The sequence below is a fragment of the Streptomyces calvus genome (assembly GCF_006782915.1).
GTDB lineage: Bacteria > Actinomycetota > Actinomycetes > Streptomycetales > Streptomycetaceae > Streptomyces > Streptomyces calvus.
The window spans coordinates 87,992-101,370 of record NZ_VCNP01000047.1 but is presented as its reverse complement, the minus strand read 5'-3'; the positions used below and the strand labels follow the sequence as shown (position 1 = coordinate 101,370).

7 protein-coding genes and 1 pseudogene are annotated in these 13,379 nt (G+C 72.5%); 2 read left to right on the top strand and 6 right to left on the bottom strand.

Annotation, left to right across the window (positions count from 1 at the left end):
- Window positions 1-30 precede the first annotated feature (30 nt).
- The 6 genes and pseudogenes from FGW31_RS23180 to leuS form a co-directional block, all read right to left on the bottom strand.
- Window positions 31-1,551, bottom strand: coding sequence for a site-specific integrase (locus tag FGW31_RS23180; RefSeq protein WP_233452561.1), 1,521 nt, complete (start codon window positions 1,549-1,551; stop codon window positions 31-33).
- A 78-nt stretch (window positions 1,552-1,629) separates the two neighbouring features.
- Window positions 1,630-3,552 (bottom strand): annotated as a pseudogene (locus FGW31_RS23175) (ComEC/Rec2 family competence protein); the annotation flags it as partial.
- Window positions 3,549-4,793, bottom strand: coding sequence for a helix-hairpin-helix domain-containing protein (locus tag FGW31_RS23170; RefSeq protein WP_233452560.1), 1,245 nt, complete (start codon window positions 4,791-4,793; stop codon window positions 3,549-3,551). The pseudogene FGW31_RS23175 and the gene FGW31_RS23170, both read right to left, overlap by 4 nt.
- Window positions 4,794-5,100: 307 nt before the next feature.
- Window positions 5,101-5,946, bottom strand: a complete 846-nt coding sequence (locus FGW31_RS23165) for a DegV family protein (protein ID WP_142195404.1) — start codon at window positions 5,944-5,946, stop codon at window positions 5,101-5,103.
- Window positions 5,947-6,018: 72 nt separating this feature from the next.
- Window positions 6,019-6,765 (bottom strand): hypothetical protein, encoded by a 747-nt coding sequence (locus tag FGW31_RS23160; RefSeq protein ID WP_142195403.1) that lies wholly within the window; start codon window positions 6,763-6,765, stop codon window positions 6,019-6,021.
- A 382-nt stretch (window positions 6,766-7,147) separates the two neighbouring features.
- A complete protein-coding gene (leuS, locus tag FGW31_RS23155) occupies window positions 7,148-10,024 on the bottom strand; it encodes a leucine--tRNA ligase (protein WP_142195402.1) in 2,877 nt (958 codons plus the stop codon).
- Between the two features lie 478 nt (window positions 10,025-10,502).
- Between leuS and FGW31_RS23145 the strand changes: the two genes are divergently transcribed.
- A complete protein-coding gene (locus FGW31_RS23145; protein WP_142195400.1) occupies window positions 10,503-11,711 on the top strand; it encodes a ferric reductase-like transmembrane domain-containing protein in 1,209 nt (402 codons plus the stop codon).
- Window positions 11,708-13,315, top strand: a complete 1,608-nt coding sequence (locus FGW31_RS23140) for an NADH-quinone oxidoreductase subunit NuoF family protein (protein ID WP_161176592.1) — start codon at window positions 11,708-11,710, stop codon at window positions 13,313-13,315. The genes FGW31_RS23145 and FGW31_RS23140 overlap by 4 nt, the downstream gene beginning before the upstream one ends.
- Window positions 13,316-13,379 lie beyond the last annotated feature (64 nt).

The window sequence follows — 13,379 nt, the reverse complement described above, 5'->3', positions numbered from 1 at the left end:
TGGGCAAAGACGCCTTGCGCCCGCGTCGGCTCATGGCCGCACAACTAGTTTCTCGTCCAGATCCTGGATGCCTTCGCTCTCCTGCGCGAGGCGCGACAGCAGCGCGGTCACCCGATGCTGTGTCACCGCGGCATCCCCCTGCTCATCCACTGGATCCGGATCAGCCAGCAGAGATCGAAGTTGCAGGTCAGATACGGGCGCGAGGTAAATCGCCCGGGTTGTCTCCAGCTCTGAATGACCCAACAGGTCCTGCACCATCCGCCATGGATCCCCGTAGAGGAGACGGAAATCCCGACGCTCCTCCGGCGTCAGGCCCATCCGCAGGTCAACGACGTGGTGCAGCACGACCAGCATGTAGAGGGCCATCGAGTGCCGGCACATATGCGGCGTGCAGAACGGCGGCTCCGCCACCACACCCGCCAGGACGTCCTGGCACCGCTTCGACGCGGTCCGGAAGACGTTCTCCCAGGACTGCGGACGGAACGGCAAACCCGACTCGTTCAACCACAGCCACAACGGTTCCGGCCCGGCCGGGCCCTCAGTGAATAGCGTCATTCGCTCTTCGACCGTGGCGTCGTTCAGCGCGGTCTCGCCAGTGACTCCGTCCTGGTTGACCCAGTGCAGCACCTGCTTGCGCAGCCCGGTTATTCGAGTCACCAGCTTCCGCTCGGGCAGGCTGTCGTACCGGCCCTTGGCCTGCGCCTGCCGCACCGCCGCTGCCCGCGTCGACTCCTGATACCCCTCGACCAGGCCTACCACCGGAGCCGCGGCGTAGTACGTCCTCGCCTTCTTCGACTTCGTCACCGCCTTCGCCAGCCGACCCGAGTAGTAGCGGCGGCCCTGCAAGGCCGAGCGCGGTATCTCGATCGTCAGCAGCGATCCGCCCTCCGTCAGCCGCATCCCAGAGGAGAACAGCAACTCGACGAAGGCCACATTGCGATCCTCCGTTCTCCCCACCCAGCCCAGCGCGGGCAGGCCTTCGGCGGTGTAACCCCGCAGGCCTACCTCCACCCACAGCCGGAAAGCCCGCGGGGTCAGCCAATGCACGTTGCTTGATCTGGTGTTCTTCGAGCGGGCTTCCGGCACCTCGACCAGCTGACCATGGCGATCAACTATCGTCCGCATCACAATCGGATTGACCGCCATCAGCTCACTGCGTACCGCCCACGCGTACAGCCGAGTGAACGCCGCGAGCCCACGATCCCACCGCGATCCCCCGACCTTCCGGGGATTACGCGGTGACCGCGTCCGCCAGTCCTCGAAGTCCCAAAGATCATCTGCGGTCGCTTCATTCCACGCTTTTCCGCGAGCCCACAGGAAATCGAAGAGAAGACAGTAGTCATCCGTGTAGTTCCGCTTGGTCTCCGGCGCGAGCCGTGCGAAAGACGAACGACACAGATACAAGCTCAACCATTCATCGATCCGGTAATCCGGGGAAAGCAGAATGGGATCTCCCGCATGGATCCCGACCCGCTCTTCCCGCTCAGCCAGGTCTCCGTACCCCGCCAGTACCGGCACCTGCTCAGGTACCGCAACCAGATGCCTCGGCACCCAGTACACCTGCCAACTCGCCACTACTCAGCCCTTGCTCGGTCCGCTTCAACATGTAGATCAAACAGGGAAGTCGGTGCACATCACCATCCGCCAGCCCGGCGGCGGCCAACCGGTGATGACCCGGGTCAGCGGTGGCGGCTGCACCACCACCAGCACCAGGAGCAGGGCGCAGGCACCGCACCACCAGGGATGCCGCAGCAACCGCCGGCCCACGAGCAGCACCACAGCGGTGACGGCACCGAGGGCCGCCGCTCCGGCCCAGCTGCCGGGCCAGTCCACGCCCGCACCGGGCATCGCCGCTCCGGTCCTGGCGACCTGCGCGATCCATTCCGCGGGCCAGCCCGCGCACCAGGCGAGTGCCTTCGCCACCGGCATCGCCACCGGTGCCGCGGCCAGCGCCAGGAAACCCAGCACCGTGGCCGGCGCGAGGGCGAACTCGGCGAGCAGATTGCACGGGATCGCCACCAGGCTGACCCGCGCGGCGAGCACCGCGACCACCGGCGCGCACACGGCCTGCGCGGCACCCGCTGTGGCCAGCGCCTCCGCGAGTCGCGGCGGCACCCCGCGCCGTCGCAGCGCCGCGCTCCAGCGTGGAGCGAGCGTGAGCAGCGCGCCGGTGGCCAGCACCGAGAGCAGGAAACCGTAACTGCGGGCCAGCCAAGGGTCGTACAGCACCAGGAGCAGCACGGCCGTCGCCAGTGCGGGAACGAGCGATCTGCGGCGGCCGGTGGCGAGTGCGAGCAGGGCGACGGAGCCGCAGGCGGCGGCCCGCAGCACGCTGGGGTCCGGCCGGCACACGACGACGAAGGCGAGGGAGAGCGTCGCGCCCAGCACCGCCGTGGTCCGCAGGGAGATGCCGAGACGGGGTGCGAGTCCGCGGCGCTCGACGCGCTGCGCGAGGCCGGGCGGGCCGAGGAGCAGGGCGAGGAGGATGGTGAAGTTGGCGCCGGAGACGGCCAGCGTGTGGGTGAGGTCGGTCTCCCGGAACGCCTCGTCGAGGTCCGGCGTGACCCTCGCCGTGTCGCCCACGACCAGGCCGGGCAGCAGCGCACGCGCGTCCGCCGGCAGGTGGTCGGTGGCCTCGCGGAGCCCGGCCCGCAGCCGTCCCGCCAGCCGCTGCGGTGCCGACGGCTCCCCCACCACCTCCGGACCGCCCCGGCCCCGTACCCGCAGCACCGCCGCGAACCGGTCGCCACCCGTCATCGCCGGTGCCGACCGCGCCTCGACGCGCAGGCGCGTGGAAGGGAGGAGAGCGAGCCAGGGCGAGCCCTCGTGGCCGACGGGCGGTGTCCGCCCGGCCGCACGCGCGTCGACGATCAGCAGCACGGGCGCCCGGGTCCGTTCCGCCGTGCCACCGGCCCCGCGCACCCACCGCAGGTCGGCCTCGATCAGCACCGACGTCGGGGCCATGTGGTTCCCGCTGACCCTGGGGCGGGTCAGCCGGGGGTCGGCGGTGATCTCCACCTCGGCGGTGACCGCGGCGTACTCCCGTGCCAGCGCGGGCACGGGGCCCCGCCGCAGGTCGGCGCCGTGCAGAGCCGCCGATCCACCGGCAGCGGCGACGCACAGCAGCACGGCGGCACCGGCGTGGGCGACGGCGCGGCCCCGCCACCCCGGCGGGCGGACGCACGCCACCGCCAGGAGCGCCGCGGCCGTCAGCAGGGCGGTGAGCACGGCGCCCACCGCCAGGCCGGACGGGGCATGCAGCATGGCCGCCGCGGTGCCCCAGGCGGCCAGCGCGGGCGGGACCAGCCGGAGATCCGTCGGGCCCTCCTGCCTCGGGTGGGCGGCACCCAGGCGCTTCCCGGAGGCGGCGTGGACACGGCGCCGGGTGACGGGACGGTCCGGGTGCGGTGGCGTCGCAGTGTCTGGAGCCGGTGACGTCGCGGTGTCCGGGGTCGATGGCGGTGGCGGTGGCGGCGTCACTGTGTTCGGTGGTGGCGGCACCGAGGTGTCCGGGGACGGCGGCAGCGCGGTGTCCGGGGTCTCGTTGCTCATGGCCGTACGAGGTTGCGCAGGTCCGCGAAGCGGCGGTCGCCGATGCCGTTGACCTCGCGCAGTTCGTCCACCGAGCGGAAACCGCCGTTCCTGACGCGGTGGTCGATGATGTGCTGGGCCAGCACGGGCCCGACGCCCGGCAGGGTGTCGAGCTGCTCCAGGGTGGCGGTGTTCAGGGACACCGGTACGGGCGGTCCGGCTGCCGTTCCCGCGCTGCCGCCGGCCGCCGTTCCGGCGGCGCCTCCCGGTCCCGCGGGCGGTGCCGGGCCGCCGACGACCACCTGTTCGCCGTCGACCAGGAAGCGGGCCCGGTTGAGGGTGTCGGTCCGGGTGCCGGGCCGCACTCCGCCCGCTGCGCGCAGCGCGTCCTCGACCCGTGAACCGGCCGGCAGACGATGGATGCCCGGATCGCGCACCTTGCCGCTGACATCGACCACGATGTCGGGTCCCACCGAGGCACCGGCGTCCACGGCCCCGCCGGCTGCACCCGCCCGGGACGCCCCTGCCCCGTCCTTCCCCGCCGGTTCCCCGTGGGACGCCGCCGCCCGCACCACGTCCGGTGCGCGCACCGACTGGGTCCGCCCCGACCAGAAGTGCTGCACGGCGAATCCCACGGCGACCACGAGCAGCACCGACAGCGCGACCACGCTCCGCCGTTCCAGTCCGCACCGCGTCTGCGCCCACAACGGAAGCCGCTCCCGCAGCGCGAGCGACCAGCGCTCCCGGCGGCCAGGCCCCGGGCCGCCGCCTGCCGCGGGCGCTCCCGGGCCCGCCGACTCCACCTCGCCGTCCGCGACGTCCCGACGCCGTGAGGTCCTCCGCGAACGGTTCGCGTCCGCCGACGCCTCCACCCGCGCCACGCGGCGCGCCCCGTGCACGGCCCAACTCGGCACCGGCCGCGCCCCACTGCCGTCGTCCCCACCCCTCGCGGCCCGGACGTCACCGCTGTCGTTGCCGCCGCCTCCGCCACCACCGGCAGCAGCACCGCGGCCACCAGCACGGGCGTCACCCCCACCGCTCCCGGCACCACCGCCACCGCCACCACCGCCGAACAACACCTCCGCCCGCTGCCGGAGTTCGTCCGCCGATGCCGGGCGGTCCCGGGGTCGCAGGGCCTGGCGGGGCCGCCTCCGCAGCCGGGTGGTGGTGGGACGGCGGTGGCGGGCGCGGCCGTCGGAGCCGGGGCCACGGCCCGGTCCACTGGTCGGTGTCACTGTGTGTGAGCCTGATCGAAGTGCCATGCGAGGAGCATCCGCCACCTCGCCCCACCCGCGATGATCTTGCTCAATTCCCGGGGACTACCGCCCGGTTGTGGAAAACTCCGTCACCCGTACGAGTGCAAACGCCCAGCCGCCACCGCCCGCACCCGCCTCACCGACGTGCCCGCCCACGTCCCCGCCCCGCACCCGCCTCACCGACGTGCGCCCGCATCCCCACCCGGCACCCGCCTCACCGACGTGCCCGCCCGCATCCCCGCCCCGCACCCGCCGCACGAACGTGCGCCCTCTCACCGGCCGTGCACGACTCGCACCGACCCGCGCCGCAGACTCACCGGCTCGAGACCACGACCCCCAGCAACCCCGGCCCCGTGTGCGCGCCGATCACCGCACCGACCTCGCTGACATGCAGGTCCGCCAGGCCCGGCAGCCGGGCCCGCAGCCGCTCCGCGAGGGCGGCGGCGCGGTCCGGGGCGGCGAGGTGGTGGACGGCGACGTCGACCGGCCCGCCGCCGGCCTGCTCGGCCGCGATCTCCTCCAGCCGGGCGATCGCCTTCGACGCCGTACGGACCTTCTCCAGCGGTTCGATGCGGCCGCCCGCCAGCTGGAGCAGCGGTTTCACCGCGAGGGCCGAGCCCAGCAGGGCCTGCGCGGCGCCGATGCGTCCGCCGCGGCGCAGGTAGTCGAGGGTGTCGACGTAGAAGTAGGCAGAGGTGCCCGCCGCGCGTTTCTCCGCGGCGGTGACCGCCTCGTCCACCGTGCCGCCCGTCTCCGCGGTCTGCGCCGCGGCGAGCGCGCAGAAGCCGAGCGCCATCGCGATCATGCCGGTGTCCACCACCCGCACCGGCACCGGAGCCTCGCGGGCGGCGACGACCGCCGCGTCATGGGTGCCGGAGAGTTCGGCGGAGAGGTGGAGGGAGACGATGCCGGTCGCACCGGACTCGGCGACCTTGCGGTAGGTCTCGGCGAAGACCTCCGGGCCGGGCCGTGAGGTCGTCACCGGGCGCCGCTTCTGCAAAGCCTGGGCGAGCGAGCGGGTGGAGATCTCGGTGCCCTCTTCGAGGGCGCGGTCGCCGAGAACCACGGTCAGGGGTACCGCCGTGATGCGATGCCGCTCCATCGTCCGGGCCGGCAGGTAGGCCGTGGAATCGGTGACGATCGCGACATGGCGGGACATGAGCTGGAGGTTACCTGCCGTAGTGCCCGTACGGCAGCCCGGCCCCGCGGGCCGCGTCCGGCCGTGTCCGGATCAAGTGGTGTTCTCGGGGCGGGGCTTCTTCTGCCAGGGGTAGGTGGGCCGCGGCGCGGGCGGGCTGATGGCGGGCGGCGCGGGCTCCGGGCCCGGTTCGCGCGCGGAGGCCCGCTGCGAGCCCTCCGGCCAGGTCTGACCGGACGTCGCGGTGTCGGCGGCGGGCGCCTCGGGCCAGGGCGGCGGCGCGGGGTGCGGTTCCGTGGTGGTCCAGTGCCGCAGGGCACCGGCCTCCATGTCGATCTGCTCGCTCAGGGAGTCGAGGTCGTCGGAGGCGAAACGCCCGGCGCGGTCCCGGGCGGCCCAGCGCAGCGAGTCCGCGGAACTCGTCACGCGCTCGGTACGCTCGCGCAGCTCCGGCAGGCGCGCGGCCAGCGTGGCGCGGTCCGGCTCGGACTCCAGCCGCCTCAGCTCGCCGTCCAGTTCGTGGCCGTGTGCACTGAGCCGCTGGAAGAGGCCGAGGGACTCCTTGAGGGAGGCGTCCTCGGCGACGGCGGCCTCCAGGGCTTCCTGGGTGGCCCGCATCGAGGTGCGCAGCTTCAGCCGGAGCTGGGCGATCTCGCCGGCCGGGCCGGGCTGGGCGAAGGCCTTGGCCCTGAGAGTGTGGTCCTCCACCGTGCGGCGGGCCTGGGTGAGATGGCGGTCGGCGGTGCGCTTGGCGGCGCCGACGACCTTCACCGTGGCGTACACGCCGAGCACGACGAAGAGCACGAACAGCAGGGCGACCACTGCGAACACCGCTTCCACGAAGCTCCTCCTCCGGGCCTTCCCGCATGTCCCGGCGCACTCCGCGCCGCTCTTCAACGGTAAACGCAGCGGGCAGGTCCGGAGTTCCTGACGAACCCCGAACCTGCCCGTAGGGGACCACCCGGACCGCCTGGACCACTTGGACTTCCCCGGGGACCCGTCCGGCGGCCCCCGGGGCCCGTCCGGCGGATCATGCCGAACACCGGACGAGCCCCGGCGCTCACCTCACGCGGAGACGGCGTTCCCCGTCGTCCACCTCACCCGGAACGATGTTCACCGTCGTCCCGCTCACCCGGAACGAGGTTCACCGTCCGCCGCCTCATGCCGGACGGTGCTCACCGGCCTCACCTCACCCCGGACGGTGCTCACCGGCCGCCTCACCTCACGCCGGAACGATGTTCACCAGCTTCGGCGCCCGCACGATGACCTTGCGGATGCCCGCGCCGTCCAGCGCCGCGACGACCCGCTCGTCGGCCAGCGCGACCTTCTCCAACTCCTCCTGCGAGATGCCCGGGGAGACCTCCAGCCGCGCCTTGACCTTGCCCTTGATCTGCACGACGCAGGTCACGGTCTCGTCGACCACGTACGCCGGGTCGGCCACCGGGAAGTCCTGGTGGACGACGGAGTCCGTGTGGCCCAGCTTGCGCCACAGCTCCTCGGCGATGTGCGGGGCCAGCGGGGCGACCATCAGCACCAGGGCCTCCGCCACGGACCGCGGCAACGGGCCCTGCCGCTTGGTCAGGTGGTTGTTCAGCTCGGTGACCTTGGCGATGGCGGTGTTGAAGCGCATGCCCTCCAGGTCGCCGCGGACACCGTCGATCGCCTTGTGCAGCGCGCGCAGGGTCTCCTCGTCGATGTCGGCGGCCTCCGTGTCGACGACGGTCACCTCGCCGGTCGCCTCGTCGACGATGTTGCGCCACAGCCGCTGCAGCAGCCGGAACTGGCCGACCACCGCGCGGGTGTCCCACGGCCGGGACACGTCCAGCGGGCCCATGGCCATCTCGTACAGGCGCAGCGTGTCCGCGCCGTACTCGGCGCAGATCTCGTCCGGAGTGACAGCGTTCTTCAGGGACTTGCCCATCTTGCCCAGCAGCCGGGAGACCTTCTCGCCCTGGTAGTAGTAGCCGCCGTCGCGCTCCTCCACCTCGGCGGCCGGCACCGCGATGCCCCGGCTGTCGCGGTACACGTAGGCCTGGATCATGCCCTGGTTGAACAGCTTGTGGAACGGCTCCGCCGACGACACGTGCCCCAGGTCGTACAGCACCTTGGACCAGAAGCGCGCGTACAGCAGGTGCAGCACGGCGTGCTCGGCGCCGCCCACGTACAGGTCGACGCCGCCGTGCGGCATGCCCTCGCGCGGGCCCATCCAGTACTGCTCGACGGCCGGGTCGACCAGCTGCTCGCTGTTGTGCGGGTCCAGGTAGCGCAGCTCGTACCAGCAGGAACCGGCCCAGTTGGGCATGGTGTTGGTCTCGCGGCGGTACTTCTTCGGCCCGTCGCCCAGGTCCAGGGTGACGTTGACCCAGTCCTCGTTGCGCGACAGCGGCGTCTCCGGCTCGGTGTCGGCGTCGTCCGGGTCGAAGGTGCGCGGCGAGTAGTCCTCGACCTCGGGCAGCTCCAGCGGCAGCATCGACTCGGGCAGGGCGTGGGCGACGCCGTCCTCGTCGTAGACGATGGGGAAGGGCTCGCCCCAGTAGCGCTGGCGGCTGAACAGCCAGTCGCGCAGCCGGTAGTTGACGGTGCCCTCGCCGTGGCCGCTGCTCTCCAGCCACTCGGTGATGCGCGCCTTGGCCTCGGCGACGCCCAGGCCGTCCAGGGAGATGTCCGCGCCGGTGGAGTTCACGATCTTCGCGTCGTAGGAGGCGAAGGCGTCGTCCCACGTCGACGGGTCGGTGCCGCGTCCGTCGGTCGGCTCGACCACGCAGGCGATGGGCAGCTCGAAGGCGCGCGCGAAGGCGAAGTCACGCGTGTCGTGGCCGGGGACGGCCATGATCGCGCCGGTGCCGTAGCCCATCAGGACGTAGTCGGCGATGAAGACGGGCACCCGGGCGCCGTTGACCGGGTTGGTGGCGTACGCGCCGATGAAGACGCCGGTCTTGTCCTTGGCCTCGGCCTGCCGCTCCACGTCGGACTTCGAGGCGGCCTGCGCGCGGTAGGCGGCGACGGCCTCGGCCGGGGTGGCGTGGCCGCCGGTCCACACCTCGTGGGTGCCCTCGGGCCAGGCGGCCGGGGTGAACTTCTCCACCAGCGGGTGCTCGGGCGCCAGCACCATGTAGGTGGCGCCGAACAGGGTGTCCGGGCGGGTGGTGAAGACGGTGATGCGTTCGCCGTCGATCGGGAAGTCGACGCGGGCGCCCTCGGAGCGGCCGATCCAGTTGCGCTGCTGCAGCTTGATGGCCTCGGGCCAGTCCAGGGCGTCCAGGTCGTCCAGCAGGCGGTCGGCGTACGCCGTGATCCGCATGTTCCACTGGCGCAGCTTGGCCTTGAAGACCGGGAAGTTGCCGCGCTCGGAGCGACCCTCGGCGGTGACCTCCTCGTTGGCCAGCACGGTGCCCAGGCCCGGGCACCAGTTGACGGGCGCGTCGGAGGCGTAGGCCAGGCGGAACTCGCCCAGGACGTCGGCGCGCTCGGCCTCGCTCAGCTCGCTCCAGGCACGCGTGTGACCCGGCACGGGCCGCTCACCGGACTCGAACAGCGCGATCAGCTCGGAAATCGGGCGGGCCTTCCGCGCCTCCTCGTCGTACCAGGAGTTGAAGATCTGCAGGAAGATCCACTGGGTCCACTTGTAGTAGTCCGGGTCGATCGTGGCGAACGACCGGCGCTTGTCGTGGCCCAGGCCCAGCCGGCGCAGCTGGGACTTCATGTTCTCCATGTTGGCTTCGGTGGACACGCGCGGGTGCGTGCCGGTCTGCACGGCGTACTGCTCGGCGGGCAGGCCGAAGGCGTCGAAGCCCAGGGTGTGCAGGACGTTGTGCCCGGTCATGCGCTGGAAGCGGGCGAAAACGTCGGTGGCGATGTAGCCCAGCGGGTGGCCGACGTGCAGTCCCGCACCGGACGGGTACGGGAACATGTCCATGATGAACTTCTTGGGCCTGGCGACCGTCGCGGGATCGCCCGCCAGGTCACCGCTCGGGTTGGGCGCGGCGTACGTGCCGTCGGCGTCCCAGAAGTCCTGCCAGCGTGCCTCGATCTCGGCCGCCAGAGCGGCCGTGTAGCGGTGCGGCGCGGCCTCCGCGGCTGCGGGGTTCGTCTCGCTCATGATCCTCAATGCTCCATCGATCGTCTCTGCCTGCTGCTGCGGTTCGCCGGAAATGAAAAATCCCCTCGCACAGGAGGGGACGCCGCGCCGATTCCGACCGGCGTGTCACCGGCGGTCGGGACTGATCAGCGCGGCCCGCTAAGCAGAAGGCGTACGGCACGCATGGCGCTAGGGTACCGCAGCCCTCGATCCGGCCGCGACGCGCTTCCCGCCGCGCACCGTCCGCCCCGGTTACTTCGCGTAATAACCGCTAAGGGACATCGCAACGAGTGGATCGTCATTTGATAACAGCGCAATAACTGAAACCTCGTACTGATCGGTATGACGAGCCCTAGAGTTCGGCAGCGGGACCGCTTTACCGAACCTTTCGGAGTTGCCCCATGAACTCTCGTGCAGACAGCAGCCCACCCCCCGCACGGGGCCGGTCGGCTGCGGCCCGGTCGTGCCCGCCCGGCGTCGCGACGGCGGGAGGCAGGTCGTGAGGCCCGACGACAGCACGGCGGACGACTGGCTCGCCGAGTTCCTCGGCTTCGGTGTGGGCGTCCTGTCGCTGGTCTGCCTGAGCTGCTCGGTGATCTGGGGACTCGTCGCCCAGGACCGGATCCTGCTCGGTCCCCGCCAGCGGATCCTGGCGCAGGCGGTGCACCGCACGACCTCGGTCGCCTCGATCGTCTTCCTGGTGCTGCACATCGGCATCAAGGTGGCGCAGGACCACACCACCTGGATCGCCGCGGTGATCCCGTTCGGACTGCTGCTCACCGAGGACGAGGTGGTCACCGGCCGGGCCTTCCTCATCGGGCTCGGCACCCTCGCCGGCCTGCTGATGTTCTTCGTCGGCGTCACCGGCGTGCTGCGCAACCGCTTCGCCTCCCCGGCCCCGGTCGCCGCCCGCTGGCGGGCGATGCACATGCTGGCGTACCCGGCGTGGTGCGCCGCCCTGGTGCACGGCCTCTACGCGGGTCGAGCGGCCAAGCCGGTCTTCCTGGTGCTGTACGGGCTGTCCCTGCTCGGCGTCACGGCGGTGCTCGTCCTGCGCGCCTGCCCGCCCCGGATCAAGCGCAGGGTCGCCGACGGCATCACCGCGCTGTTCGACTCCGACGGGCAGCGCGACCGGGAGAAGCCGGCCAGGAGCAGGGCCCGGGCGGCCGAGTCGCTGCCCGGCCGGGAGGGCCGGCGCGGCACCGCGCGGGACGTGCCGCGGTACGAGACCGCCGGGCGGGCGCCCGCCCCGGAACCGGCGAACGGATTCGCCGCCGCCTACCGCGCGGTCTCCTCGTCCCGCCGCACGCCGCCGACCGGGCCGGCCGGCCGCACGGAGCTGCCGCCGGACCTCCGGCCCACCGAGACGGTCCCGCGCGTGGACGGCCCCGGGAGCACCTCCGGCAGCTGGCCGGTCCCGTCCCCGCCGCCGGTCGGCGAGGCCCCGCCGTCGGCGTACGACCCGCTCGACGACACCGGACACACCATCCCGGCGTACGGCGGTCCGGCCGGCTCCGGCTACGGCTCGAGTGATGTGTACGACACCGGTGAGACGAACACCCTCTCCGGCACGTACATCCCGAACGACACGTACAACAGCGGTCCCACCACTGAAACACCCTCCGGTGCGTCGCCGTCGTCGTCCTACGACTTCGACGCACCGGGTTCGGGCGAACCTTGGAACACGCCGTCCGGAGGCTACAAGTGAACGAGGCCCTGCCCGACGTACCCGAAGTCCGCGTGGTCGGCCTTCCCCAGCTCACGTCGGGTTTCGACCTTGTCGACCGGCTCGACCTGCCCATGCACCTCAAGGTGCACGGGCCGCTCGAGCCCCTGGGCGGCGAGCAGCTCGCGCAGCTCGCCGAGCGCATCAACCTCAGGGGCCGCGGCGGCGCCGGCTTCCCCTTCCACCGGAAGCTGCGCTCGGTCGCCGAGTCGGCGATCAAGCGCGGCGTCCGGCCGGTCGTCGTCGTCAACGGCAGCGAGGACGAACCGGCCTGCCGCAAGGACACGGTGCTGATCAACCGTGCCCCGCACCTCATCCTGGACGGCGCGCTGCTGTGCGCCGAGGCCATGGGGGCCCGCACGCTCGTGGTGGGGGTCACCCGTGAGTCCACGCAGCGTTCGATGGAGGCCGCGCTCGCCGAACGCGGCCTGACCAACGGCCGCCGGTCCGCGCTGCGGGCCCGGGTGCAGCGCAACCCGGTCCGCATGGTCACCGGCGCCGCGGCCTCCCTGATCCGTTCCATCGACGGCGGTCCGGCGATCCCGCCGGGCCGCAAGGTCAGCGCCTCCCGCAGCGGAGTCGGCGGCGCGCCCACACTGCTGTCGAACGCCGAGACGTTCGCCCAGCTCGCCATCGCCGCCCGCATCGGCCCGGACCGCTACGGCAACACCGGCCTGTACGACGAGCCGGGCACCGTGATGCTCACGGTGTCCGGGGCGGTGGCCCGCCCGATGGTGATCGAGGTGCCGACGGGCGTGCCGCTGCGCTACGTCCTCCAGCTCGCCGGGGCGCCGCCGGTGCCGCAGGGAGTGCTGACGGGTGGTTACCACGGCAAGTGGATCGACGCGGCGGCCGTCGGCGAGGCGATCGTCTCCCGCAACTCCCTGGACGCGGTGGGCGGTTCGCTCGGCGCGGGCGCCATCCTGCCGATCGGTCAGGACACCTGCCCGCTGGGCGAGTCGCTGCGGGTGGCGCAGTGGCTGGCCGAGGAGAGCGCGGGCCAGTGCGGCCCCTGCTACCTGGGGCTGCCGGCCGCGGCACGCGGCCTGGAGGACATCCTCAACGGCGGCGGGCCGGCCGCTCTGGAGGCGGTCAAGCAGGTCGCCGGGAACGTGAAGCGGCGCGGCGCCTGCTCGCATCCCGACGGCTCCGCGATGTTCCTGGAGTCGACCCTGAAGGCGTTCACGGACGACCTCGCCGCCCATGTCCTCGGCAACGGCTGCGGACGGCCGGTGGCGGGCGTCCTGCCGCTCTTCGAGGGCGGCAGGGCCCCTACGGGCATCCCGGGCGGCGGGGAGGAGAACGGGCCCAGCCGCCAGAAGATCTACGTCGACTGGACGCTGTGCCGGGGGCACGGCCTGTGCGCGGACATCCTCCCCGAGGTCTTCCAGCTCGGCGCGGACGGTTTCCCGACGGTGGCTCAGGCCCAGGTGCCGCGTTACGCCGAGGCGAAGGCGCTGCGCGCGGTGCGCCGCTGCCCGGCGCTGGCCCTGCGCATCGAGGAGGAGACCCCGCAGGCCAAGGCGCCCTCGCGGAACCTGCCGGTGCTGTCGCAGGGCCGCGGCCGGCGCGCCCTGGGCCGCTGAGTCGGTCCGCCCCCGCTGCCGGCGGGGGCGGACCGTCCGCCCAACGCGAGAGGGCGGACCATCC